This is a genomic window from Streptomyces sp. A012304 (assembly GCF_026008495.1).
Lineage (GTDB): Bacteria > Actinomycetota > Actinomycetes > Streptomycetales > Streptomycetaceae > Streptomyces.
On the sequence record NZ_BQUN01000095.1, the window covers coordinates 93,776 to 116,881 of the forward strand.

Sequence of the window (23,106 nt, forward strand, 5' to 3'; positions counted from 1 at the left end):
CTTCGCCTTTGATGCTCGTCGTCGGCGACGCCCCCGGGGAGGGCCTCTCGGCGCACCTGGGGCGCGCCACCCGTCCCTCGCGTGCCGGGCCATAGGTCCCTGTCAGGCCCTGACAGGGCGAACCCGGCATCGCCCGGCCGCTGACGCACATGCGACCGGGGCACCTCCGCTCGTCGGCGGAGGTGCCCCGGTGTGACGAGCGCGCGGTCCTCAGAGGAGCCAGCGGTTGCGGCTGACGAACGGCAGCCGCGCCCACGCCCTGCCCAGTCCCCAGGTGGCGCCGGCGCCCGCGGCCGCCAGGGCGATCAGGACGACGGCGTAGATGAGGTGGTAGTCGGCGAACGGGTTGGTCGACATGCTCGCCGAGCCGTCGGACAGGTGCTTGGCCGGCGGCCATTCGGCGATCCACATCAGCGCCATCATCGCGGTGCCGGCGACCGCCGCGAGCCGCAGGCCGATGCCCGCGGTCAGGGCGAGGCCGATGCCGAGCAGGCCGAGCATGAACAGCCAGTCGGCCCAGGTGGCGCCGGCCCAGTCGTGGAAGGTGGACTCCATCGGTCCGACCGCGACGCCGCTGAGGAAGCCCATGGTGGTGGACGACTCTCGTTGCACCTTCAATGTCCCGCGTCGTCGACGCCCGCCGGAGGGGCTGCAGGGCCCTGAACAGCGGGCCGAACGGCCCCCGATTCGGGCCCCGTCGGCGTCGGTCAGCCGTCCCAGGACCAGTCGGCGACCTCTGGCAGGTCGGTGCCGTGGACGCGGATCCAGTCGTGGTGGCGCAGGCGGGTGTCCTCCATCCGCTGCCGTACCGCTGCGGCGCGCACGGCGAGGCCGGGGACGCGGTCGATGACGTCCATGACGAGGCGGTAGCGGTCCATGTCGTTGCGGACGACCATGTCGAACGGAGTGGTCATGGTGCCGATCTCCTTGTAGCCGCGCACGTGCAGGTTCTTGTGGCCGGTGCGGTCAGCCAGTCGAAGCAGGGCTGTTTGCTAAAACCGGGCAGTAGGGTCCATCGGCCCTATCCACTCCTCGTCCTTCCCTGTTGTCTCGGACCATGTCCGCTATCGACCCCAGGTCCGCGCCTCACCACACGGAACGCACCGTCGGTGACACAACCGTCGTGGAACTGCGCGGCGAGATCGACATCTTCACCGCGCCGCACATCGCGGCCCAGCTGGAGGCCCTGACGGCCGGCCCGCACCCCGATCTGGTGCTGGACCTGCGCTCGATGGCGTTCATCGACTGCACCGGTCTGGGTGTCCTGTGCCGGGCTCGGAACCGAGCCGTGGCCCGGCACGGTCGGTTGCGGCTGGTCACCGACAACCGCAGCTTCCGGCGCATCCTTCGCATCGTGGGCCTGGCCGGCGTCTTCGAGCTGCACCCCAGCCTGAGTACGGTCCTGACCCCTGCAACGGAGGAGGTCACCGCGCCTGCCGCCGGGGGCTGAAGGCCAGGCGGACCGGCTGGCGACTCGCCATCACGCCGTCGAGCACCGTGCGCGGGGCGCGCCGCGGGGTCGCGGAGCCTTCCGGGCCGTATCCGAAGCGGATGAGCATCTGCGCGTGACCGGTCCGACCGGGAACCGGACTCATGGACCTGCGCAGGTCCGGCCACTCCAGCGCCTGGTGCAGCAGGGACGCGCGCAGGCCGTCGGCCGTGGCGAGGAGCCACACGTGCTGCAGAGCCTGCCCCGCCCGCAGCCAGTCGGCGCGACGGTCGTGCTCGGTGATCAGCACAGCGATCTGCGGGCCGGCCTCGAACGGCCGGGCGACCAGCCGCTCGGTGTGCCGTTGCGCGGTGAAGTTCCGCATGGGAAGGAGTTCGCGGGTGTCCTGAGGGCCGAGCACCGCCCGCGGCAGTCCTACGTCGGGAATGGGCTCCAGGTTTCGGTGCACCCAGCGGCTGTTCTCCGTGGCACGGTCGGTGTCGAGGCGTTGCGGCGCTCGGCCTCCGCGGTCAGGCGGAGCAGACGCGCCGTCCCGGCGGCGTCGGGGAACCACAGACGCGCGCCTTCCACCCGGGCGGCCTCTCCGAGTTCGTTGCGCAGGTACGAGGGCAGCGGCCGGCCCGAGAACGGGAGGCGGCTGCTGTGCCTGCGCCAGATCGCCTCGTAGAGGTCGGCCCGATGGCCGGTCCTGGACACCGGGTCGGTGTGCCGCAGGCCGCGCTCAGGGACGGCGCGTACCTGGAGGGTGAGCGTCTCGGGGGCCAGGCCGAAGCGCCACGGCTGGGTGTTGTGGATCGAGGGCGCGGCGACCGCGGCGGCCACGGACCTCTCCACCATCGCGGCGTCCAGGGACGGGGATGCGCTGTGCATGATGCCCTCCTCACGAGTCGGCGCGCGACAGATCGTGCCGTCCTCCGAGCGTGGGTCCCTGACCACGATCCGGTGAGGGGCCGATGGTCCCGCCCTCGGGGTCCCGGACGGGCCACACCGGCCTGAGTATCATTCCGGCGGTATCTCAGCCGAGGTCCGACCTTCCGTGGACGATCTCGTACGCCGCGTCCAGGGCGCCGATGGCGGCCAGTCCCCCGGTGCGTTCGACGAACCGGGCGGCGGCCTCCGTCTTGGGACCCATGGAGTCGGCGGGAAACCCTGCGCGGCGCAGGTCGTCGGGCGTGGCGTCGAGGACGGGCTGCCGTTCGGCGGTGCCGTAGCCGGTGTAGACGCACGGAACGTCGGTGAGGATGAGCAGGAAGTCGGCCTTGAGTTCCTCAGCGAGCAGGGCGGCGGTGAGGTCCTTGTCGACGACCGCGTCCACTCCGTGCAGCGCGCCGGTGTCGCTGTCGGCGGTGACGGGCACACCTCCGCCGCCGGCACAGATGACCAGCGCTCCGCAGGTGAGCAGGTCGTGGATGGTCTCGGTCTCGACGATGCCCTCGGGCATGGGTGAGGCGACGACCTGGCGCCACCCGGTGGCGTCCTTGGCTATGTGCCAACCGCGCCTTCGCGCGAGGGTGCGGGCGACGTCACGCGGGTACACGGGGCCGACGCGCTTTGTGGGCCGCGCGAAGGCGGGGTCGTCGGCCCGGACCAGGGTGTGGGTGACGAGCGCGGCGATCTTGTGGCCGGGCAGCGCGTCGTGCAGGGCCCGGACCAGCAGCGAGCCGATCAGACCCTCGGTCTGGGCACCCAGCAGGTCCAGCGGGTAGGGGGCGGTCAGGACAGGGTCGGCCGCGCTCTCCATGGCGAGCAGGCCGATCTGCGGTTCGTTGCCGTGGGTGAGAACGACCTCGTGTTCGAGGGCGAGAGCGGCGACGGCGGTGGTCACCCGGTCGATGTTCGCCTGCTGCACAGCCGCGTCGGGGCGATCACCCCGGCGCAGCAGGGCGTTGCCGCCGAGAGCGATGACGATGCGCATGGCTTTGGGTCCTCCAGGGGCCACGAGTGCGGCCTTGACGGTGTGCAGCCGATTCGTTCTGCGCCCGGTGGAAGTCGGGCGGGTGAGGGATTACGCACCGCCGGCGCTTCGACTCCATGGCGGGCAGGGCGTGCCTGACGTTCGGGCTGCCGGCGGCGGCCGGCGGTGACCGGTGTCTTGCCATTGACCTGATACGGCAGCGCCGGGCTTCTCCGGCTCAGCGATGGACCGCGATTCGATCAGGTCGGCAGGGCGGCTCCGTCGCCCGCCCGAGGGCCGGCCGACGATGGATGCGGCGCCGCTGTGCCCGCAGCACCAGCGCGTCGAGCGCGGCGCTGAGAACAAAGGTGGCCGCGGTGAAGATCACCAGGAGAACGGCGAACAGCCTCCAGAACTCCGAGGTCAGTGACGTGCCCACCATGTACCCCCTCGGGTTGGCTCTTTTCTCCATCGAACCTCCGGTCCCGTCCAGGCGCAGGGTCCCGAAGGGCCCGGACTCGGTGCCGGGCGGCCCAGTCATGGGGCCGGGTGGCCCATCGCCCGATACGAGACACGGGAACACGCTGGACGGGGCAGTTTCGTACGCCCGTACAGGAGGCATGTCATGAACGCTCCCGCCACGGCCGGCATGCTTCAGGCACTCCCGACCGAACACAGGCAGCGGCTGATGCGCTGTGCCCGGGAGGTGTCGTTCCCCCCAGGGCACCCGGCTCTTCGAGGAAGGGGGCCGCGCCGACCGGTTCTGACGGTGTACTGGCCCACCGTCTGCGCTCGGCCCGCACCCGGCTGCTGGACCTGTACGCCCCCTACGGCAGCGGCAGCCTCCTGTGACGGCGCCCACGACTCGAAGCACGACCGCTACCACCAGGGAGGGATGATGCACGGCACCCCGCACATCGTCAGCGACGTGATGACCCACACCGTGGCCGCCATCGGCCGCGGCGCCGCCTTCAAGGAGGTCGTGCGGATAATGCACGACTGGAAGGTCAGCGCCCTGCCCGTCCTGGAGGGCGAGGGCCGCGTCGTCGGCGTCGTCTCCGAGGCCGACCTGCTCCTCAAGGAGGAGTTCCGCGACGAGGACCCCGACCGGCACACCCAGCTCCAGCGCCTGACGGACCTCGCGAAGGCCGGCGCCGTGACCGCCGGGGAGCTGATGACCGCGCCGGCCCTCACCGTGCGTGCGGACGCGACGCTCGCGCAGGCCGCGCGAGTGATGGCACGCGCCAAGGTCAAGCGGCTTCCGGTCGTCGATGAGCTGGGCATGCTGCAGGGCATCGTCAGCCGCGCCGATCTGCTGAAGGTGTTCCTGCGCGACGACGAGGACATCGCCGAGGAGGTCCGCCGGGAGGTGGTGTCGTACCTCTTCCCCGCGCCCACGTCGGCCGTACGGGTGGCCGTGCGGGAGGGGGTCGTGAAGCTCGGCGGCCGTATCCGGGACACGTCCCTGGTCCCGGTGGCCGCACGTCTGATCCGGGCCGTCGCGGGGGTCGTGGACATCGAGTTCGACCTCTCCGAGCACGACCGTTCCTCCGAGTCGACCACGGTACCGTCAGCTCATGGCGAGAGCGCCTGGCCGTTGTGACCCGTCCCGAACGGCGGCGGTGAGACGTCCGCAGCGCAGGCAGGGCTCGCTGCATTGACTTGCTCCTCGGGCTGAAGCCCAAGGGTTCTGGCCTTCCCTGACTGGTTGCTGTGCCGCTACGCGGCAAGGTTTCCGGTCGGGAATCCGTGGCTTCCTGCTTCTTCGCGCTGTGCCGGGATTGCTCCTGGTCTTACCGGCGCTCCACAGGCTGACACCGCCAGTCCGGCGGCCGTCTTGATGTTGCGTGCGGCATTGGTGTCCCGGTCGTGGACGGTACCGCAGGCGGTGCAGGTCCATTCCCGCACATTCAGGGGTTTGGGCCCGTCCACGGCGCCGCAGGTGGAGCAGGTCTGGGAGGTCGGTTCGAACCGGCCGATCTTCACCAGGGTGCGTCCGTACCGGGCGGCTTTGTACTCCAGCATGCCGATGAACTGCGCCCATCCAGCGTCGTGCACGGACTTGGCCAGGCGCGTGCGAGCCAGTCCCACCACTGACAGGTCCTCCACGGCGATCCCTTGGTTCTCGCAGATCAGCTTCGTGGAGAGCTGGTGGTGGAACTCACGGCGTGCGTCGGCAACTTTGGCGTGGGCGCGGGCGACCTTCAGGCGGGCCTTGGCCCGGTTCTTCGATCCCTTCTGCTTGCGGGACAGCTCCCTTTGGGCCTTCTTCAGCTTCTTCTCAGCGCGCCGCAGAAAGCGCGGGGAGTCGATCTTCGTGCCGTCGGAGAGGACCGCGAAGTGGGTCAGGCCGAGATCGATACCGATGCTGCGGTCGGTCTCGGGCATCCGGGCCGCGTCGACGGCGGGGTCAGTGTCGATGACGAAGGAGGCGAAGAACCTGCCTGCCGCGTCCCTGACGACGGTGACGGAAGTGGGCGTGGCGGGCAGGGCGCGGGACCATTTCACCTTCACCGCGCCGATCTTCGGCAGGTTCAGACGGCCACTGTCGGTCATGTTCCAGCGAGCGTTGGCGGTGAACCGGATCGACTGCCGTGCGTCCTTGCGGGACTTGAAGCAGGGCGCACCCAGTTTCGGGCCCTTGCGGGTGCCCTTTAGGGAGGCGAAGAAGTTGCGGTACGCGGTCTCGGCGTCCCGCAGGGACTGCTGGAGCACCACCGCGGAAACCTCACTCAGCCAGGAGCGTTCCTTCGTCTGCTTGGCCTCGGTGATCAGCTTCCGGGACAGCTGACCGGCCGTCGGGAACGGCTGCCCGGCCGTGCGGGCGTCCTCGCGGGCGCGGACCGCGTCGTTGAACACGACGCGGGCGCACCCGAACGCCCTGGCCAGCGCGGCACGCTGAGCGACGTCGGGGTACAACCTGAAGGCGTACCGGAGCTGCATGACGATCACACTAGGCACGTCGAACCCACGTCGTCATCGGGAACATACGAGCGACCAGTCACCGTCACGACGCAGGTCCGGCTCCGCCGGAACGCCACTGCGACGCTCCGCGTCCCAGCCACAAGATTCGCTTCACCCCCGGCCTGAAGGCCGGAGCACTGCGAATGAATCCCTGTAGCGTGCTGTCCGGAGTCCCCCAGGTCCCCGTATGTCCCAGGCGATGGAGGCGGCATGGCTGGCGAGAAGGCGGCGACGCTGCCGCGCAGGACGTATGAGAAGGAACTGCTGCGCCTGCAGACGGAGTTGGTGAAGCTGCAGGAGTGGGTGCGGGCCGAGGGTGCCCGGCTCGTCGTCATCTTCGAGGGACGGGACGCGGCGGGCAAGGGCGGCACCATCAAACGGGTCGCCGAGCACCTCAACCCGCGCGTGGCCCGAATCGTGGCCCTGCCGAAGCCGACCGAGCGCGAGCGCACCCAGTGGTACTTCCAGCGCTACATCGAGCACCTGCCCGCCGCCGGCGAGATCGTGCTGTTCGACCGGTCCTGGTACAACCGCGCCGGAGTCGAGCACGTGATGGACTTCTGCACCAAGGAGGAGCACCAGCTGTTCCTGCGCCAGTGTCCGATCTTCGAGCGGATGCTGGTGGAGGACGGAATCCTGCTGCGCAAGTACTGGTTCTCCGTGAGCGACGACGTGCAGCAGGAGCGGTTCCGGCAGCGGCTGGAGGACCCGACGAAGCGCTGGAAGCTCTCGCCGATGGACCTGGAGTCGATCACCCGCTGGGAGGCGTACTCCCGGGCCAAGGACGAGATGCTCGTGCACACCGACATCGCCGAGGCGCCGTGGTACGTCGTCGAGAGCGACGACAAGCGGCGCGCCCGGCTGAACATGATCGCGCACCTGCTGAGCACCGTGCCGTACCACGAGGTACCCCCGCCGGTGCTCGACCTGCCCCCTCGTCCGCCGTCGACCGGCTACGTACGGCCGCCGCGCGATCTGCAGACCTACGTCCCCGATCACGCGGCGAGCCTCTGAGGCCGTTCGTCGTATCAACTGCGCTGCGGCACAACGGCGACCGGGCAGGCGGAGTGGTGCAGCACCGTGTGGGCGACCCGCCCGAGCTGAAGCCCGAAGGTCTGCTTCTGCCGCCGCGCCCCGACGACCACCAGGTCAGCGGTGGCCGAGGCGTCGAGCAGCACCTTGCGGGCCGGCCCCTCGGCGGTGCGCCGGTGCACCTCCACGGACGGGTGCTCGGCGGCCATCTCGTTCAGCGCGGCCTCCAGCGTCTCGGCGGCCCGCTGTTCGTGCAGGTGGGCGGGCTCTCCCGCGAGGAGGGGGTGGTCGGTGGTCTCGTGCGCGGGGCACCGCCAGGCCCGTACGGCCTCCAGCACGGCCCCGCGGCGCTCCGCCTCCTCGAAGGCGAACCGCACGGCCGCCGGACCGTGCGCCTCCTCGCCGACACCGAGCAGGATCCGCCCGTGCGTCACAAGCTGTGCCCTCTTGTCCCGGCCGCCGCGCAGCACGATCACCGGGCAGGTGGCGTAGGCAGCCACGGTCAGGCTGACGGAACCGAGCAGCAGCTCGGCGATGCCGCCCCGTCCCCGGCTGCCCAGGACCAGTGCAGAGGCGTGCCGTCCCTCCCGCACCAGCGCGTACTCCGGCTCCTCGGGCAGTACCTCGGTGGACACCTTCAGGTCCGGTTGCCGGGTGCGCGCCCGCCGGGCGGCGCCGTCGACGATGCCGTCGGCGAGCACCTGCTCGGACGGCTTGCCGAGGTCCTCGGCAAGCGCTGCACCCTCGTACCACTGCCACAGCGAGGCGTGCACCAGCCGCAGCGGCACCCCGCGCAGCACGGCCTCGTCCGCCGCCCAGTCGACGGCCCGCAGACTCGGCTCGGAGCCGTCCACGCCCACTACCAGGGGCAGTTCCAGGGCGGTGCGGTGTACCTCGTTCATGAGGTTCCTCCTCGTGGACTCGGGAGCGTCAGTCGTGTGCGACGACGGCGACGGGGGCGGTGGCGTGGTGCAGCACGGCGTGCGTGACGGGGCCGATGTGGGCGCCGAGCGGGTGACGGCGGATCCTGCGGCCGACGACGACCAGGGACGCCTCGCGGGAGGCCTCGACCAGGTGAACGGCGGCACTGCCGGAACGGGACTCCTCGATGACCTCGACGGCCGGGTACGTCTCCTCCCAGCGGTGCAGCACCTCGGCCAGCGTGGCAGCGTCCTGCTTGCCCAGCATGGCGTTGAGCTCGGGGTCTGCGGGCAGGCCGTACGCGAAGTACGGCGGCAGGTTCCAGGCGTGGACGACCCGCAGGGGTGTGACACGGCGGGCGGCCGCCTCGAATGCGTAGGCGATCACCGCGTCGTCAGGGTGGTCGGTGTCGAGCCCGAGGACGACGGGCCCGCCGACGGCCTGCTCCCTGTCACGGACCAGAATCACAGGCTGCTCGGCGTGCGCCACGACGGCCTGACCCACGGAGCCGACGAGGAATCCGCCGATGCCGCTCAGCCCTCGGGAGCCGAGGACCAGTAGCTCGGCGTCCTTCGCCGCATCGGTCAGCACCTCGGCGGGCCTGCCGGGGACCTGCTCCATGGACACGTCCAGTCCAGGGTGACGAAGCTTCAGCCCTTCGACCACCTCGCGCGGGATCTTCCCCCGGCCTCCGACCGGGGGTACCGCCCTCTCGCTTCGCTCGCTCCAGCGCTGCTGCGTCTCGGCTCCGAGGAACTGCGCCAGAGCCATGGGCTCGGGGACCGCCTCCAAGGCGTGGACCAGCTTGAGCGAAAGACCACGCCGCTTCGCCTCACGGGCCGCCCACTCCGCGGCGGCACGGCTCTCGGGCGAGCCGTCGAGACCTACGACAACATTGCGGATCACGGTTCTGCCTCCTCATCGGGGATTCGAACCAGCGTCGTGGCGTGGGAGCCGGTGGGACAGGGGCCGCAGGTCCCCGACCGGGGCCAGTGGGCCCTGCGGGCGGCGGCAAGGCGGCGGCACGGTGTGTGCCAACGGCCCTCTTCCAAGGACCCGTTGGACAGCGATCAGGAGTTCCCCGCCCTGGGCGCGGGCGCGCTGCACGGCTTCCCGGTCAGCAGCAGCGCCACCCGTACCGCGCTGGCCTCCTCGGCGGGCGCCCGCAGTCAGGTGTACCCGCTCGTCGCCGGCGCGGCCGTCCTGGCCGTGCTGCGCTACGACTCCCCGCTGTTCTTCGCCAACGCGGAGGACTTCCACCGCCGGGCCCTGACCACGGTCGACGAACAGACCAGCCCGGTCCGCTGGTTCGTCCTCAACACCGAGGCCAACGTCGAGGTCGACATCACCGCCCTGGACGCCGTCGACGCACTCCGCCGCGAACTCACCGGCCGCGGCATCGTCTTCGCCCTCGCCCGCGTCAAGCAGGACCTGATGGATGACCTGACGGCGTACGGCCTCACGGACACCGCTGTCAGCATGACCTGCAGGACGTACGGGTCGACGCGCGGGTCCAGAAGGGAGAGGAACGCCCGGTGCCCGGCCAGGTGCTTCTTCTCGCCGCCGGAGCCACGGGGGCTGCTGTTCGGCAGGCGGGCGCGGCCAGGATGGTGAGGCCGGGCCGGTGGGGCGGCCCGAGCGGGCGGGCGGCCAGGGGGTGCCGATCGTCGAACGGCCTGATCGCCGCCGGCGGCCCGGGGCCGCCGGCGGCGGAGTCGGCGGTGAGCGCCGCGCCACGGGGGGAGCGCGGCGTTCCGTCCGCCGGTCGGGGGTCCGCCAGGCCGTGGACGCAACCCCCGGTAACACCGTGCCCACGTCCACTCGAAGCCCGCTGGGATGTCCCTGGTGCCTGCGGTGGGTGCCGCGCTGGTTGCTCGCTCCAGCGGTCCTCGAGGCGGGCCCTCTAGCTTCGGGGCCCGGCACGTGGCGAAGGGAGGCCGTGGTGCGCAGGGTGCGGGCATGGCTGGGGCGGGCATGGCACGACATGGCGGCGGGACTGGTCGCCGTGGGGCACTGCTTCGGCGCCCTGACCCCGCCCGAGTGCTACGGCTTCGCCCCGTACGGCCTCCCGCCGACGCTGCCGGCGAACGACGGCCCGCGAACGCCGGGCCCCTCGGTGCCGGGCCCCGTGGCGGGCCACCCCGAACGCCTGGTCACGACCCCGCTCTCGGCCCTCCCCGCGCACGAACGCGCCCTGTGGGGCGACCTGGCGGACGTCTGGGACCGACCAGGCCCGGGGTGACGCGCCCGCGTCGGCGACCCGAGCCTGCCTGCTGACCCACCTTCGCCCCGGGAGTCCCGGCATCCGCGCTCCCGGTCCGCCGGCACCACCACGCCCGTCCGGGCGGCGGGGCCCGCCGCCCGGAAGCTCCGGTCCCGGCCCGAGCCGGTCGACGCGCGCCCTGCCGCTTCCCGCCCGTCGGCAGGCCACCCGGCGCGGAGCCGCCGCCGAGATCACCGACCTGAGCCGCTCGGATGCGGGTTCCGGGTTCCGGGACCCGCGAAGCACCGGGCGACCCGACCACTCCCTCCCGCACCACCGCTGCCCGAGCGGGTCGGGAGCACGGCGCGGCGGGTCGGACGCGGGGTGTGGCTGGTGGGGGCACGCGGCCGGTTGAACGCGGGGCGCGGCCGGTTGAACGCGAGGGCGCGGCCGGTTGGCCGCAGGCCCCGCCGGCCAGGCGCAGGGCCCGGCCAGTCAGGCGCAGGGCGCCGCCAGTCAGGCGCAGGGCCCCGCCCACCCGCCGGCCGAGGCCGGCGCCCCCGTCCGGCAGACCGGGGCATCCGGCACCCGGCAGCCCGGACGACCGGAGCATCCGGTATCCGGCAACCCCGGCCCAGGCCGTCAGACAGGTAACCGTCAGGCAGGTGGCCGCCAGCAGGCAGCCGTCAGGCAGGCACCCGGCAGCCCGGGCCCGTCACCGACGCCCCCGCCGCTCAGCCCCCGCCGACCGGCTTCGTATCCGGCCCCTCGGACCCACCGCGCCCCGCCGCTCCACCGGGACCGCCCTGCCCGCCAGGTCCGCCAGGACCGGCACCCGGCCCTCCCGGTCCGCCGCCCGGGCCCCCCGCCCCCCGCGCCGGCAAGCGGTCGTTCTTCAGCAGCAAGGACAAGGCCAGTCCGAGCAGGAGGATCGGGACCGCGGAGAGGAAGACGGTGGACATGGCCCTGCCGTAGACCTCGGAGACCGCGTCGGCGGTGCCGGGGGCGAGGGAGGCGGTGCGGGCGGGGTCCCAGGTGCCCGAGACGATCTGGTCCGCCGTCGTCGCGGGCAGCAGGTGTGGCGCCTCGGAGGCGAGCCGGGCGTTGAGGATCGAGCCGAAGACGGTGGCGCCGAAAGCCGTGCCCAGGTTGCGGGCGAGCCCCACCGTGGAGGTGCTGACGCCCATGTGCTCCCGGGGCGCGGTGCTCTGGGCGACGAGCGTGGTCACCTGCGAGGACAGTCCGACGCCGATGCCCATGACGGCGAGCAGCAGCGCGACGGTCGTGACGCCGGTGTCCTCGGACGTCAGTGACATGACCGCGGCGGCCCCCGCGGCCAGCGCGGTGCTCGCCACCGGGAACCACTTGTAGCGGCCGGTCTTCGCGATCACCTGTCCCGCCACCACCGTGGCCACCGCCATGCCGATCATCGCCGGCAGGAAGAGCAGGCCGGTGCGGGTGGCGCTCACGCCCAGCGCCGCCTGGTAGAAGAGCGGCACGAAGTTGACGCAGCCGAAGAAGGCGAAGCTGACCCCGAACGCCACGGCCACGCAGATGGTGAACGTCCGGTCCGCGAACAGGCCGAGCGGGACCACCGGTTCGGCCGCGGACCGCTCCTGGCGCAGCCACAGCACGGCCAGCAGCACGGCGCCGGCGTAGAGGGCGAGGACCGCCGGGTCGCCCCAGCCGTCCCGTCCGGCGAGGTCGGTGCCGAGGACCAGACAGCCGATGAGGAGACAGAGCAGCACCGTGCCGACGTGGTCGACGCGCGGCCGGACCGCTCGTCCCGCGCTGCCCGGCAGCAGGATGGCGAGGCCCGCGAGCGCGAGGAGCCCGAGCGGGATGTTGACGTAGAAGATCCAGCGCCAGCCGAGCTGGTCGGTGAGCACACCGCCGACGAGCGGTCCCGCCAGGTTGGCGATCACCATGACGCCCGCGAACCAGCCCTGGTACTTGGCGCGCTGACGCGGCGGCATCAGATCGCCGAGCACGGAGAAGGCGCTCACCTGGAGCCCGCCGCCACCCAGTCCCTGAAGGGCGCGGAAGGCGATGAGCTGGCCCATCGAACCGGCGGCTCCGCAGGCGATGGACCCCACGAGGAAGATGACGACGGCGGAGAGGTAGACCGTCCGGCGACCGAACAAATCGCCGAGCTTGCCGTAGATGGGCATGGACACGCTGAACGTGAGCATATACGCCGTGAACGTCCAGCCGTACAGGTTCAACGCGCCCAGGTCAGCGGTCAGACTCGGGCCCGCCGTGGCGACGATCGACTGGTCCAGCATCGACATCGCACTGGTCAGCAAGAGGGACGCAAGGAGGAGGGGGAAGCGCGACGGCAGCGGTCGAGAAGGCGCGGGTGTGGGGGCGGCCGCTCCGCTCGGGCGGCCCGAGCCGGTGTGCGTCATCGGGACTCCTTGTCAGGCACATACACAGCCGATCGGCAACTACATGCTTTTAGCACATGAATGCCATGTGTAGCATAGTTCGGCAGAGCCTTGCGATGTCGAGGGGGTATTGAGACAGACATCGGATCGCCAAGCACCTGTCGAGCGCACCTCAAGCAGAAGTCAAGGGGCCAACCCCAGGCTCACGACGAGCATCAGGCCGTGTCAGATGCGATCAACGGGAGGGCCAGTGCTGCAGATCGGGTTACTCGGAACCCTGCAAGTCGTCCATGAGGGCGTGCACGTCACGCCGTCCGCCCCGAAGGTACGTCAAGTCCTCGCGCTGTTGGCCCTCAGGGCCAACACCACGGTTCCGCTCCATCAACTGGTAGAGGAGCTGTGGGAGGAACGCCCGCCGTGCAGCGCCGCCACCACCCTTCAGACGTACATCTACCAACTGCGCAAGCTGCCCGGACTCTGCGAGCCGCGGCCCTCGGGCGGCACCGGAGGCTCCCCGGCGCTGCTGACCACCCCGGGCGGCTACCGGCTCTCCCTGCCCCAGGGCTGCCTGGACGCCCAGCAGTTCACCGACCTGGCGACACGCGGGAGACAGGCCATGGAGCGCGGCGCGGTCGCGGAGGCCGCCGACCTGCTCCACGGGGCGCTCGCCGTCTGGCGTGGGCCGGCCCTCAGCGATCTGGCCCCCGGCCCGATCGTCGGCATCGACGCCCTCCGGCTCGAGGAACAGCGCTACGAAGTCCTGGAGGAACGGATCGACGCGGATCTGCTCCTCGGCCGCCACCACCGTCTGATCAGCGAACTCACCGGACTGGCCGCCGACAACCCGACCCGGGAGGGGCTGCACGCCAAGCTCATGCTCTCGCTCTACCGGGCGGGCCGGCGGCCGGACGCCCTGGAGGTCTTCCAGCGCATCCGCCGCGTCCTCACCCGGGAGCTGGGCCTGGAGCCCTGCGCGGAACTCCAGCGGCTGCACCAGCAGGTACTGGCCGGGGATCGCGGGCTCGACCTGCCCGTGGAGCGGGCCACCGTGATCGGCGCGCACGCGGCCGTCGCGGACTCCGAGCCGCCGGTGACGCTGCCCCCCGATGTGCCGCTGCGCGGGCGGGCGGCCGAGATCTCCCGGATCACCCGGCTGCTGACGGAGCCGGGCGGCACGGACCGCGCCCGCTGTGTCGCCGTCGCCGGGCCGCCCGGCGCGGGCGTCACGGCCCTCGCCGTCGCCGTCGCCCACCGCCTGGGCGACGCGTTCCCCGACGGACGGCTGTACGTGACCTTCGGGGACCCGGCCGCGCCGCGGACCGCGGAGGACGTCCTGGCGGATCTGCTCGAGGCGGTCGGATGCCGGCGCTCCGACCTGCCCACGACCAGATCCGGGCGGGCCAGGATGCTCCAGGCCTGGCTCGCCCCACGCCGAGTCCTGCTGGTGGCCGACGACGTGGCGGCGGCCCACCAGGTCACCGATCTGGTGCCGGGGCACGCCGGGTCGGCCCTCCTGGTGGCCGGCTACCGACGCCTGTGCGGCGGTCAGCTCGGCACGCCCGTGGACGTCCCGCCGCTCCCCGCGGACCTGTCGGGGGAACTCCTCCTGGAGGCCCTGGGCGGCAACCGTCTGCTGGACGACCCCTCGTCGCTGCGCAGGATGGTCGACCTGTGCGGCGGCCTGCCCGGCCCGGTCCTGGAGGCCGCCGACCTGCTCGCGCTGCGTCCGCACTGGTCGATGCGCCAGCTCATCGACTGGATGGGCCGGGACCGCCCGACGACGGTCTCCCCGCAGCGCCCGCACCCCTTCCACCACGTCGTGCGGCGCTGTCGCGGCCTCGCCCCGCATCTGCGCGAGGTGCTCGGCAAACTGGCCGGGGCGGGTGAGGGCGTGCTGACGGTGGAGAACGCGGCCCACGTCCTGGGGACGGGCCTCGACGAGACCGAGGAACTCCTCGAAGAGCTGGTCGAGTTCCTCCTGCTGGAGGTGGACCTCGTCAGCGACGGCTCGTCGGAACGGTACTTCCAGTACCGCCTCCCGGCCCTGCTGCGGACCGCCCTGCGCGTGCCCATGACACCTGCCTACACCTGACCGCCACCCCCCATGGCTCAGGGGCGCCCTTCCTGGGCGCCCCTGAGTCGTGCCCGTCGGGGCCACCGGCCCGGGCTCACAGCTCCAGGCAGTCCCCGTGGGCCAGCAGCCAGCTGTTGACCTGGAGCGCCATCTCGACGTTCATGCGGTGCAGCCAGTCCCGCGTCTCCGCCTCACCCTCGGGGCCGACGACATGCCGCGCCCGGTCCAGGTCCAGCAGCGGCAGCACGGGCGAGGCCGGATCGGCCAGCACCTCCGCGAACTCCGCGTGCAGGGCCTTGGTGTAGGTGCTGTCCTGGCTCACCGGGAAGGGCGCCTTGGGCCGCTCCAGCACCTGCTCGGGCAGGAGGTCCGCGACGGCCGCCCGCAGCAGGCTCTTCTCCCTGCCGTCGAAGGTCTTCATCGCCCACGGGATGTTGTACGCGTACTGCACGAGCCGGTGGTCGCAGAACGGAACCCGCACCTCCAGACCGGAGATCATGCTCAGCCGGTCGTTGCGCTCCAGCAGCCGGGGCAGCCAGTGGGTCAGATGGAGATGGCAGATCTCGCGGGCGCGGCGCTCCTCCGCGTCCTCCCCGGCCAGCCGGGGGATGCCGGCCATGGCCTGCGCGTACCGCTCCGCGTAGTAGGCGCCCATGTCGAGCCGGTCCTTGAAGGCGGCGGACAGCAGCCCCTGCCCCAGTCCCTCGCGGGTGCCCGGATGCCACTGCTCGAAGGCGACCCAGGGGAACTGCTCCTCGTACGCCAGGTCGGGGATGTGCACCCAGCTGTAGCCGCCGAAGATCTCGTCGGCGCTCTCGCCGGTGAGCGCCACCTTGGTGTGCCGGCGCACGCCCGCGAAGGCCTGGTACGTCGAGGTGTCCATGTCCCCGAACGGGGCCGGGACGTCCTGGGCGCGCAGCACGCTGCGGCGTGCCGTCGGGTCGATCAGGTCCGCGGTGCTGAGCTCGATCTCCAGGTGGTCGGCGCCGATGTGGTCGGCGACGGCCCGCGCGTAGGGGGCGTCGGGGGCGCTGCGCACCAGGTCGGGCTGGAAGTTGTCGCTGTAGCCGCTGTAGGTGACGGTGGCGGTGCGGACCGGGCCGCCGCCCTCGCGGGCCAGGGCGCGGGCGGCGAGTGCCGCGACGGTGCTGGAGTCGAGACCGCCGGAGAGCAGCACGCTCAACGGCACGTCGGAGACCAGCTCGCGGGAGACGCTGCTCTCCAGCAGCTCCCGCACGGTGCGCACGGTGTCGTCGAGGCCGTCCTCGTGCGGGCGGGCCTCCAACTGCCAGTAGCGGCGCAGCCGTACGCCGCCGGGGCCGTAGGTCAGGGTGTGACCGGGCGGGAGGTCGCGGATGTCGCGGTAGACGCTCTCGCCGGGAGCGCGGGCCATCGAGAACAGCACCCGCAGCCCGTCGAGGTCGACGGTCGGACGCACCGCGGGGTGGGCGAGCAGCGTCTTGGGTTCGGAGCCGAAGACCAGCCCGTCGGCGGTCGGCGCGTAGTAGAGCGGCTTGATGCCGAAGCGGTCCCGGGCCAGCAGCAGTGTGCGGCGGCGCGGGTCCCACACGGCGAAGGCGAACATGCCTTCCAGGTGCTCCACGCACCGCTCGCCCCACTCCAGGTAGGCGTGGAGCACCACCTCGGTGTCGCTGCGGGTGACGAAGTGGTGGCCGCGGCCGGTCAACTCGGTGCGCAGCTCACGGAAGTTGTAGACCTCCCCGTTGTAGGCGAGTACCGCGGCCGGGTCCTCGCCGGCCGCGGTCGCGTCGGTCCCGGTCCGTCCGTCGGGCCGGGCGGTCATGGGCTGGCGGCCACCGCTCACGTCGATGACCGCCAGCCTGGTGTGGATCAGTGTCGCCCTGCCGTCCGCCCAGACGCCGGAGTCGTCCGGGCCCCGGCAGGCCATCGTCCGCGCCATGCCGGCCGCGACGGCGGGCTGCTGCCCGGCCGGTCCGTCCTCGCGGCCGGCCCAGCCTGCGATGCCGCACATAGGGGATCTCCTTCCGTGGCGTTCGGTGCCTGGGTTCCAAGATCTCCCCGGGCGCTCGAATCCACGTGGAGGGGCGCTGGACCCCCGTGCGCCGGCCGGGCGGCCGGTGTCAGGCGGTCCGGGCGTCCCGGCGGAAGGCCGGGACGAGGATCGCGCCCACCGAGAGGTGCAGCAGCACCAGCGTGACCCGGTTGCCCGCCTCCAGCCCCTCGCCGAACAGCGGCGCGAAGAGCGAGAGGACGAGGACGAGGAGCGCGGCGACGGTCCACAGGACGCGGGCGCGGGCGGTCACCCGTTCCAGTACGGCCAGCAGGGCCCAGCCCAGCAGGGAGACGACCGCCGTGCCGATCAGCACGGCCGGGAGGGCGAGTTCGGTGGTGGTGGTCGAGCCGGGGCCGTCCGGCACCCGCAGGTCGATGTCGAGGACCGAGTGGGCGACCAGCCAGATCAGCCCGCCGACGGCCACGGTGGCCAGGACGGCGAGGGCTCGGGTGCGCACCGGGCCCGCGGTGCGCGTGGCCGTGGAGTTGCTGGACATCTGTGCCTCCTCAGGGCTTCGTGGGACGTTCGAGCCGCGCCCGCATGATTGCCACGAGCACATGAATGACTTTCTCACATAAGTGTCTCACGCCCAGGAATGCACGGTCCAGTCGTATGCGAGTAGCCTCGAACTTGTGAGTAATAAGGACACCGTGGTGAACGAGGCCGTGCTCAACGCCGTGGAGCTGGCGATGATCCGGATCCGGCGGCGCCAGTCCCGGCGCAGTCTGGCCAGGCCGGTGGTGGAGGGCATGGCCGAGCCGCTGGACCTCAACACGCTCGCCGTCATCGACGTGGTCGACGAGGGGTCCAGCGAGGGCGACCGGGACGTCACCGTCGGTTTCGTCGCGGACCGGCTCGCCATCGACCCCTCGCGCGCCAGCCGGATCGTCGCCGACGCCGTCCGGTCCGGCTTCGTGCGCCGGATCGCCTCGCAGGAGGACGGCCGGCGCAGCTGTCTGGAGCTCACCGGGTCGGGCCGGGCCGCCGTGGCCGCCGCCCACCGTACCCGCCAGGACTTCTACTCCCGGGTGCTGGAGGACTGGGACCCGGACGAGCAGCAGGAGTTCGCCCGGCTGCTCACCAAGTTCGTGCTCTCCCTGGACGACACCGACCGCGGCTGACCGGCCGGGGGCCCTGCCACCGACCGCGGCCGACCGCCGCGGCCCCCTGTCACCGTCCACCGTGTTTCGAGTGGGCTTCGAGTTCGCCCCGGAACGCTGATCGCGCCACGAACCCGCTACCGACGGCGCATCAGAGCCCCGCTGCCGTGGGGCGGACGCGCCTTGTCCCGAAGGAGGCGCGACGGTGAGTACGACAGACCGGACCGGGCGCGAGAGGGTCGCGGAGGCGACCGCTCCCGCCCGACCGCCCGCCCGGGCGGTCCGCCCGGCTCCCCCGGCAGCCGCGACCGCGGCGCCCGTTCCCCGCCCGCCGGCGGCCATCGGCTGGGCCTACGCCATGGTGATCGTGGCGACGCTCGCCGCGATCGCGAGCAATGTCTTCGAGATCGCCCACCAGGTCGAGACCGGCGCCGCCGGCGCGGCGACCACCGGCGACCTGGCCCTGACCATCGCCTTCTGCGCGCTGTTCGGCTTCTTCGCCGAGATGCTGCGGGCCGGCCGTCAGTGGGGCCGGGTGCTGCTGACGGTGTTCACCTCCCTGGGCCTGCTGTTCACCGGCCTCGGGCTCGCGCAGCTCGGCGGCCGCCCCCTGGTCGGGCCGCTCCAGGCGAGCCTCGCCGTCGCCAGCCTGATCCCCTCCGTCGTCGGCCTGGTCCTGCTCTACGTGCCCTCCGTCAACCGGTGGATGGCGAGCGTGCGCGAGGAGGGCCGTACGATCTCGCAGCGCCTGCGCAAGGCGGTCCTCACGGCCCATGTGGCCATCTCGGTCGGCTGGCTGGGGCTGGTGACCGGCATGTTCGCCATGTCGGTGGCGGGCGCCACCACGCACAACGCCGAGCAGCAGGCCTCCATGTACCGCACGATGTCGATGCTCGACGAGATCTTCCTCGGCATGACCAGCATGTTCGCGCTGATCACCGGGATCGTGGTGGGCGCGGGCACCAAGTGGCGGCTGCTGCACCGCAGATGGGTGGCGGTGAAGTTCTTCCTGACGATGGGCGTCATGGTGCTCGGCTTCTCGGTCATCCACCAGCTGATCCTGCGGGCCAACGAACTCGTCGACGAAAAGGCCCCGGTGCGCGGCGGCGAACTCGACACCGTCGGCTGGAGCATGGCCGGCTCGGCCCTCCTCGCCCTGCTCTGCCTGGTCTTCATGACGGCCGTCTCCACGTACAAGCCCTGGGGCCTGACCTCCCGGGGCCGCCGGCACTCCCCCGCGAAGACCACCCGTGCCCCTCGAAAGGACGTCCACGCGTCATGATCACTCTCCAGGACACCCAGGTCCTGCGCCACAGCCGTCTGCTGGGCGTCGGCACCTACCGGCCCGAACGGTCCGTGCCCAACACCGAGATCGCCGAGCGGACCGGGCTCGACCCCGACTGGATCGAGAAACGCTCGGGCATCCGCTCCCGCCGTTACGCCTCCCCGGACGAGACGCTGCCGACGATGGCGACCGCCGCCGCCGAGAAGGCGCTCGCCGCCGCGGGGATCGGCGCCGACCAGCTCGGCGCGGTCATCGTGGCCACCATCACCTCCATGGAGCAGATGCCGGCCGTGGCCGTGGAGGTCGCGCACCGGCTGCGGGCCGAGCGGGCCGCCGCCTTCGACGTCTCGGCGGCCTGCGCGGGCTTCTGCCACGCGGTCGCGCTCGCCAGTGACCTGGTGCGCATGGCCCGCGCGGACCACGTCCTGGTGATCGGCGCCGAGCGGATGACGGACATCCTCGACCACTCCGACCGCGACACGGCGTTCCTCTTCGCCGACGGCGCCGGCGCGGTCGTCGTCGGCCCGTCCGACGAGCCGGGCATCGGACCGGTGGTGTGGCACGCCGACGGCTCGCGCAACGCGGCGCTGAAGATGACCTCACCCTGGCACGACGGCACCGGGGCCCGCCCGGACGCCCGGCCCGCCATCACGATGGCCGGCTGGAAGGTCTTCCGCTGGGCGACCGGCGAACTCGTCCCCGCCGCCCGGCGGATGCTGGACCTCGCGGGCGTCACCGTGGACCAGCTCGACGCGTTCATCCCGCACCAGGCCAACATGCTCATCACGGACTTCGTCGTCGAACAGCTGGGCCTGTCCGAGCGGACCGCCGTGGCCCGGGACATCGTCACCAGCGGCAACACCTCGGCCGCCTCGATCCCGCTGGCCATGGACGAGCTGCTGTCCACCGGCCGCGCCCCCAGCGGCGGCCTCGCCCTCCTGACCGGCTTCGGCGCCGGCCTGGTCTACGCGGGGCAGGTGGTACGCCTGCCCTGAGCAGGCCGTATCGGCGACAGGAAGCGGGCACCCGGTTCGGGTGCCCGCTTCCTGTGGTACCACGACCAGCCGCACGACCAGCCGCACGACGGGTTCCACGCCCAACCCCACGCCCACGCCGTACGCGGACACCCGCGCCCAAGGCACGCGGACGCCCGCACACACGCCTGTGCCGTGAGGAGCGGTGCTCCTCACGGCACAGGGCGGTGGTGGTGGGGCCGCGTCAGTAGCCGGCCTCCACCGCGAACAGGGCGAAGGGGCTCGGCCGTCCGGTGTCCTGGTAGGGCCGCAGCGGCGAGGTCGTGCCGCGGTGGCCCGCGCCGGCCTCCCAGTCGCGGAACGCGGCCAGGCTCTCCCACTCGCTGAGCACCGCGTACGCGCCGGGGTCGGTGACGTCGCGCAGCAGCTCGTTGCCCAGCATGCCGGGCGTGTCCGCCAGCTCCTTGCTGATCCGGTGGTACGCCTCCTCGACCGCGGGCACCTGCTCCGGCGTGGCCCGCAGGTACAGCAGGATCCGCACCCGGCCCGGCGCCCCGGTCATCCGGCGACCTCCACCAGGTGCATCATCGCCAGCGAGCCGCCCGTGCGGTACGGGTGCAGCTTCTCGCGGTGCCGTACGTGTTCGGCGCTGCTCTCGAAGGCGAGGAAGGAGTCCCGGTCGGTCCAGTCGCTCACCACGTAGTAGACGGACGCCTCCTGGGCGCTGCGCGCCAGGGTGTGGCCCAGGTTGGCGCGCTGGGCGGTGACCTCCTTGCTGCCCTCGGCCCACACCTTCTCGAAGTCCGCCTCCAGGCCCGGCTTGACCTGGACGGTCAGCAGCACCCGGAAGGCCCCGGCCCGCGCGGCCACCTCACACACCCCCGTCGACGTGCAGCGTCTCGCCGTTGACGTACGTGGACAGGTCGCTCGCCAGGAACAGCACGGCCCCCGCGATCTCCTCCGGGCGCCCGAACCGGCCGAGCGCCATCATCCGCAGGTAGCGCTCGTTGTAGGCGGCGCGCTGCTCGTCGGTCAGCTCCTCGGGGTCGGTGGTGTCGATGACGCCCGGGGCGACGACGTTGAACCGGATGCCCTTGCCGCCGAGTTCCTTGCACAACGTGCGGGTCAGACCGACCAGGCCCGCCTTGGAGGCGGTGTAGTGGCCCCGCAGCGGGATGCCGGCCATGGCGCCGCGCGAGCCGACGTTGATCACCGACGAGCCCTCACGCAGCAGCGGCAGCGCCTTGCTGATCACCATGAACGGGCCGGTGAGGTTGGTGCTGATCACCCGCTCCCACTCCTCGAACGGCAGCTGGGCGAAGGGGATCTGGCTGATCACCCCGGCGTTGTTGACCAGGATGTCCAGCGTCTCGAAGCGGTCGCGGACCTCCGCGAGGAGGGTCTCGACGCCCTCGGCGGTGCCGACGTCGGCGCGCACCAGGGTGTGCTCGCCCCCGATCTCCTTCAGCTCGCGGGCCAGGCTCTCCGCGGCCTCGCCCTCCTGCCGGTAGCAGGTCACCACCGACGCGCCGGCCTTGGCGAGCGCCAGCACGACAGCCCGCCCGATGCCCCGGCTGCCGCCGGTGACCAGCGCGTTCTTGCCCACCAGTCGAAGTTCCATGCCATCCTCCGTTCACTCGCGACCGTGGCCGCGCCGTCGTGTCGTACGGTCCGTACGGGTCCGTCCGTCTGTGTGTGCGGTCGTGCGCGGTTCACCGGGCGGGCTGGACGGGGCGGCACTCCAGGACCGCCCAGCGCCCGGGAACCGGCTCGTTCACCAACTCGAAGCCGGCGCCGTCCAGCAGCGCCCGCCACTCGGGCTCGCTGCGTTCCCGGCCGCCGAACCGGATGAGCATGTCCAGGTCGAGGAGCTTGCCGCGGTCCCACTCGTTGGCGGGCCCGACCAGGAACTCGCAGATCAGCAGCCGGCCCTCGGGGGTGTCGGCGAGGGCGTCGCGGATCCGGCCGAGGATCGCGGCGGCCCGCTCGTCGTCCCAGTCGTGCAGGACGGCCTTGAGCACGTACGCGTCCCGGCCCGCCGGGAGTTCCGCGAAGAAGTCGCCGGGGACGACCTCGACGCGGTCCGCGACCCGCGCCTCGTCGAGCAGCTTGTGCGCCTCGGCCACCACGGCCGGGCGGTCGACGAGCGTGCCGCGCACCTCGGGGTGGCGGCGGAGCACCTCGGAGAGGAAGTAGCCGCGTCCGCCCCCGATGTCGGCGATCCGGCCGAAGCGGCCGAAGTCGAAGCTGTCCAGCAGCATCCGGGTGGTGGCCCGGCTCATCCCGGTCATCGCCCGGTCGAACAGCGCCCCCGCCTGCGGGTCCTGCTCCAGGTGCGCGAAGAAGCCGTGCCCGTAGGCGGCCTCGAAGGCGGGCTGCCCGGTGCGCACGGTGTGCATCAGCGCCCCGTAGGAACGCCACAGCATCTCGTCGCCGTTGTAGAGCACCATGTCGCGCTGGCTGCCGGGCACATCGGCGCGCAGCACCTCGCCCAGGTCGGTGAGCGCGTACCGGCCGTCGGGCTGTTCGGCGAAGACGCCGAAGGCCGCGGCGACGCGCAGCACCCGCCCCAGGGAGTCCGCGTGGGTGCCGGTCCGTCCGGCGAGCTCCGCCACCGTGAGCGGGCCGTCGGCCAGCTCGTCGGCGACGCCCAGCTCGGCGACGACGTGCAGCACCCGGGATATCCGTTTGCCGTCGGTCAGCAGCAGAAGCCGTACGTGCGGCGGCAGCGCGGCGGTCATCGCCGGGCCGACCACTCCGGTCATGGTGTCCACACCTTCTCCTAGG

General features: G+C 72.2%; 21 protein-coding genes and 4 pseudogenes. 10 read left to right on the top strand and 15 right to left on the bottom strand.

Going from position 1 to position 23,106, the window contains the following annotated elements:
• Positions 1 to 210: 210 nt before the first annotated feature.
• Together ALMP_RS20435 and ALMP_RS20440 are read right to left on the bottom strand one after the other, a co-directional pair.
• On the bottom strand, positions 211 to 768 hold the full coding sequence (locus ALMP_RS20435; RefSeq protein WP_375803513.1) for a hypothetical protein: 558 nt from the start codon (positions 766 to 768) through the stop codon (positions 211 to 213).
• Positions 708 to 965 (bottom strand): annotated as a pseudogene (locus ALMP_RS20440) (phosphoketolase); the annotation flags it as partial. The pseudogene ALMP_RS20440 and the gene ALMP_RS20435, both read right to left, overlap by 61 nt.
• A gap of 92 nt (positions 966 to 1,057) precedes the next feature.
• On the opposite strand from ALMP_RS20440, the gene ALMP_RS20445 reads away from it, so the two are divergent.
• Positions 1,058 to 1,450 carry an STAS domain-containing protein gene (locus ALMP_RS20445; RefSeq protein ID WP_264930350.1) on the top strand — a complete coding sequence of 131 codons (393 nt, stop codon included), beginning with the start codon at positions 1,058 to 1,060 and terminating at the stop codon, positions 1,448 to 1,450.
• Here ALMP_RS20445 and ALMP_RS20450 read toward each other — a convergent pair.
• The 3 genes and pseudogenes from ALMP_RS20450 to ALMP_RS20460 form a co-directional block, all read right to left on the bottom strand.
• Positions 1,425 to 2,320, bottom strand: a pseudogene (locus ALMP_RS20450) (hypothetical protein). The gene ALMP_RS20445 and the pseudogene ALMP_RS20450 sit on opposite strands and share 26 nt — an antisense overlap.
• Before the next feature lie 145 nt (positions 2,321 to 2,465).
• Positions 2,466 to 3,365 (bottom strand): carbamate kinase, encoded by a 900-nt coding sequence (locus ALMP_RS20455; protein ID WP_264930353.1) that lies wholly within the window; start codon positions 3,363 to 3,365, stop codon positions 2,466 to 2,468.
• 217 nt (positions 3,366 to 3,582) lie between these two features.
• Positions 3,583 to 3,816, bottom strand: coding sequence for a hypothetical protein (locus ALMP_RS20460; protein ID WP_264930355.1), 234 nt, complete (start codon positions 3,814 to 3,816; stop codon positions 3,583 to 3,585).
• 153 nt (positions 3,817 to 3,969) lie between these two features.
• Between ALMP_RS20460 and ALMP_RS20465 the strand changes: the two are divergent.
• Both ALMP_RS20465 and ALMP_RS20470 read left to right on the top strand, forming a co-directional pair.
• Positions 3,970 to 4,196 (top strand): annotated as a pseudogene (locus ALMP_RS20465) (hypothetical protein).
• A gap of 46 nt (positions 4,197 to 4,242) precedes the next feature.
• Complete coding sequence (locus tag ALMP_RS20470) at positions 4,243 to 4,947, top strand: CBS domain-containing protein (protein ID WP_264930565.1); 705 nt, start codon at positions 4,243 to 4,245, stop codon at positions 4,945 to 4,947.
• A gap of 116 nt (positions 4,948 to 5,063) precedes the next feature.
• Here ALMP_RS20470 and ALMP_RS20475 read toward each other — a convergent pair whose 3' ends face one another.
• A complete protein-coding gene (locus ALMP_RS20475; RefSeq protein ID WP_264930357.1) occupies positions 5,064 to 6,287 on the bottom strand; it encodes a transposase in 1,224 nt (407 codons plus the stop codon).
• A gap of 231 nt (positions 6,288 to 6,518) precedes the next feature.
• On the opposite strand from ALMP_RS20475, the gene ppk2 reads away from it, so the two are divergent.
• Positions 6,519 to 7,322: a polyphosphate kinase 2 gene (gene ppk2 / locus ALMP_RS20480; RefSeq protein WP_264930359.1), complete on the top strand. Its 804-nt coding sequence runs from the start codon at positions 6,519 to 6,521 to the stop codon at positions 7,320 to 7,322.
• Between the two features lie 14 nt (positions 7,323 to 7,336).
• Here the strand turns inward: ppk2 and ALMP_RS20485 are convergent, their stop codons facing one another.
• Both ALMP_RS20485 and ALMP_RS20490 read right to left on the bottom strand, forming a co-directional pair.
• A complete protein-coding gene (locus ALMP_RS20485; protein WP_264930361.1) occupies positions 7,337 to 8,242 on the bottom strand; it encodes a universal stress protein in 906 nt (301 codons plus the stop codon).
• 28 nt (positions 8,243 to 8,270) lie between these two features.
• Positions 8,271 to 9,167, bottom strand: coding sequence for a universal stress protein (locus tag ALMP_RS20490; protein ID WP_264930363.1), 897 nt, complete (start codon positions 9,165 to 9,167; stop codon positions 8,271 to 8,273).
• Positions 9,168 to 9,320: 153 nt separating this feature from the next.
• Here ALMP_RS20490 and ALMP_RS20495 point away from each other — a divergent pair.
• Together ALMP_RS20495 and ALMP_RS20500 are read left to right on the top strand one after the other, a co-directional pair.
• Positions 9,321 to 9,731 (top strand): annotated as a pseudogene (locus ALMP_RS20495) (STAS domain-containing protein); the annotation flags it as partial.
• Positions 9,732 to 10,203: 472 nt separating this feature from the next.
• A complete protein-coding gene (locus ALMP_RS20500) occupies positions 10,204 to 10,503 on the top strand; it encodes a DUF6059 family protein (protein ID WP_264930365.1) in 300 nt (99 codons plus the stop codon).
• 695 nt (positions 10,504 to 11,198) lie between these two features.
• Here ALMP_RS20500 and ALMP_RS20505 read toward each other — a convergent pair.
• Positions 11,199 to 12,872 carry an MDR family MFS transporter gene (locus tag ALMP_RS20505; RefSeq protein WP_264930366.1) on the bottom strand — a complete coding sequence of 558 codons (1,674 nt, stop codon included), beginning with the start codon at positions 12,870 to 12,872 and terminating at the stop codon, positions 11,199 to 11,201.
• A 229-nt stretch (positions 12,873 to 13,101) separates the two neighbouring features.
• On the opposite strand from ALMP_RS20505, the gene ALMP_RS20510 reads away from it, so the two are divergent.
• Positions 13,102 to 14,943: an AfsR/SARP family transcriptional regulator gene (locus tag ALMP_RS20510; RefSeq protein ID WP_264930368.1), complete on the top strand. Its 1,842-nt coding sequence runs from the start codon at positions 13,102 to 13,104 to the stop codon at positions 14,941 to 14,943.
• A gap of 76 nt (positions 14,944 to 15,019) precedes the next feature.
• On the opposite strand, the gene asnB is transcribed toward ALMP_RS20510, so the two are convergent.
• A complete protein-coding gene (asnB, locus tag ALMP_RS20515) occupies positions 15,020 to 16,918 on the bottom strand; it encodes an asparagine synthase (glutamine-hydrolyzing) (protein WP_264930370.1) in 1,899 nt (632 codons plus the stop codon).
• A gap of 109 nt (positions 16,919 to 17,027) precedes the next feature.
• Positions 17,028 to 17,456 carry a DUF6069 family protein gene (locus ALMP_RS20520; protein WP_264930372.1) on the bottom strand — a complete coding sequence of 143 codons (429 nt, stop codon included), beginning with the start codon at positions 17,454 to 17,456 and terminating at the stop codon, positions 17,028 to 17,030.
• 193 nt (positions 17,457 to 17,649) lie between these two features.
• On the opposite strand from ALMP_RS20520, the gene ALMP_RS20525 reads away from it, so the two are divergent.
• The 3 genes from ALMP_RS20525 (at position 17,650) to ALMP_RS20535 (ending at position 20,340) form a co-directional block, all read left to right on the top strand.
• Positions 17,650 to 18,081: a MarR family winged helix-turn-helix transcriptional regulator gene (locus ALMP_RS20525; protein WP_264930567.1), complete on the top strand. Its 432-nt coding sequence runs from the start codon at positions 17,650 to 17,652 to the stop codon at positions 18,079 to 18,081.
• 184 nt (positions 18,082 to 18,265) lie between these two features.
• Positions 18,266 to 19,342, top strand: a complete 1,077-nt coding sequence (locus ALMP_RS20530) for a hypothetical protein (protein WP_264930374.1) — start codon at positions 18,266 to 18,268, stop codon at positions 19,340 to 19,342.
• Positions 19,339 to 20,340 (top strand): beta-ketoacyl-ACP synthase III, encoded by a 1,002-nt coding sequence (locus tag ALMP_RS20535; protein WP_264930376.1) that lies wholly within the window; start codon positions 19,339 to 19,341, stop codon positions 20,338 to 20,340. The genes ALMP_RS20530 and ALMP_RS20535 overlap by 4 nt, the downstream gene beginning before the upstream one ends.
• Before the next feature lie 223 nt (positions 20,341 to 20,563).
• On the opposite strand, the gene ALMP_RS20540 is transcribed toward ALMP_RS20535, so the two are convergent.
• The 4 genes from ALMP_RS20540 to ALMP_RS20555 all read right to left on the bottom strand — a co-directional run bounded on the left by ALMP_RS20540 (position 20,564) and on the right by ALMP_RS20555 (position 23,084).
• Complete coding sequence (locus ALMP_RS20540) at positions 20,564 to 20,881, bottom strand: antibiotic biosynthesis monooxygenase (protein WP_264930379.1); 318 nt, start codon at positions 20,879 to 20,881, stop codon at positions 20,564 to 20,566.
• Positions 20,878 to 21,189 (bottom strand): antibiotic biosynthesis monooxygenase, encoded by a 312-nt coding sequence (locus tag ALMP_RS20545; RefSeq protein ID WP_264930381.1) that lies wholly within the window; start codon positions 21,187 to 21,189, stop codon positions 20,878 to 20,880. Before ALMP_RS20545 ends, ALMP_RS20540 begins: the two co-directional genes overlap by 4 nt.
• A gap of 1 nt (position 21,190) precedes the next feature.
• Positions 21,191 to 21,940, bottom strand: a complete 750-nt coding sequence (locus ALMP_RS20550) for an SDR family NAD(P)-dependent oxidoreductase (RefSeq protein WP_264930383.1) — start codon at positions 21,938 to 21,940, stop codon at positions 21,191 to 21,193.
• A 91-nt stretch (positions 21,941 to 22,031) separates the two neighbouring features.
• Complete coding sequence (locus ALMP_RS20555; protein WP_264930386.1) at positions 22,032 to 23,084, bottom strand: acetylserotonin O-methyltransferase; 1,053 nt, start codon at positions 23,082 to 23,084, stop codon at positions 22,032 to 22,034.
• Positions 23,085 to 23,106 lie beyond the last annotated feature (22 nt).

Excerpts from the sequence above, each read along its gene's own strand:
- ppk2 (WP_264930359.1), top strand. The coding sequence starts at position 6,519 with ATGGCTGGCGAGAAGGCGGCGACGCTGCCGCGCAGGACGTATGAGAAG.
- ALMP_RS20505 (WP_264930366.1), bottom strand. The coding sequence starts at position 12,872 with ATGACGCACACCGGCTCGGGCCGCCCGAGCGGAGCGGCCGCCCCCACA.
- ALMP_RS20550 (WP_264930383.1), bottom strand. The coding sequence starts at position 21,940 with ATGGAACTTCGACTGGTGGGCAAGAACGCGCTGGTCACCGGCGGCAGC.
- ALMP_RS20520 (WP_264930372.1), bottom strand. The coding sequence starts at position 17,456 with ATGTCCAGCAACTCCACGGCCACGCGCACCGCGGGCCCGGTGCGCACC.
- ALMP_RS20445 (WP_264930350.1), top strand. The coding sequence starts at position 1,058 with ATGTCCGCTATCGACCCCAGGTCCGCGCCTCACCACACGGAACGCACC.
- ALMP_RS20460 (WP_264930355.1), bottom strand. The coding sequence starts at position 3,816 with ATGGAGAAAAGAGCCAACCCGAGGGGGTACATGGTGGGCACGTCACTG.
- ALMP_RS20540 (WP_264930379.1), bottom strand. The coding sequence starts at position 20,881 with ATGACCGGGGCGCCGGGCCGGGTGCGGATCCTGCTGTACCTGCGGGCC.
- ALMP_RS20485 (WP_264930361.1), bottom strand. The coding sequence starts at position 8,242 with ATGAACGAGGTACACCGCACCGCCCTGGAACTGCCCCTGGTAGTGGGC.
- ALMP_RS20470 (WP_264930565.1), top strand. The coding sequence starts at position 4,243 with ATGCACGGCACCCCGCACATCGTCAGCGACGTGATGACCCACACCGTG.
- ALMP_RS20475 (WP_264930357.1), bottom strand. The coding sequence starts at position 6,287 with ATGCAGCTCCGGTACGCCTTCAGGTTGTACCCCGACGTCGCTCAGCGT.
- asnB (WP_264930370.1), bottom strand. The coding sequence starts at position 16,918 with ATGTGCGGCATCGCAGGCTGGGCCGGCCGCGAGGACGGACCGGCCGGG.
- ALMP_RS20535 (WP_264930376.1), top strand. The coding sequence starts at position 19,339 with ATGATCACTCTCCAGGACACCCAGGTCCTGCGCCACAGCCGTCTGCTG.
- ALMP_RS20555 (WP_264930386.1), bottom strand. The coding sequence starts at position 23,084 with ATGACCGGAGTGGTCGGCCCGGCGATGACCGCCGCGCTGCCGCCGCAC.
- ALMP_RS20455 (WP_264930353.1), bottom strand. The coding sequence starts at position 3,365 with ATGCGCATCGTCATCGCTCTCGGCGGCAACGCCCTGCTGCGCCGGGGT.
- ALMP_RS20525 (WP_264930567.1), top strand. The coding sequence starts at position 17,650 with ATGATCCGGATCCGGCGGCGCCAGTCCCGGCGCAGTCTGGCCAGGCCG.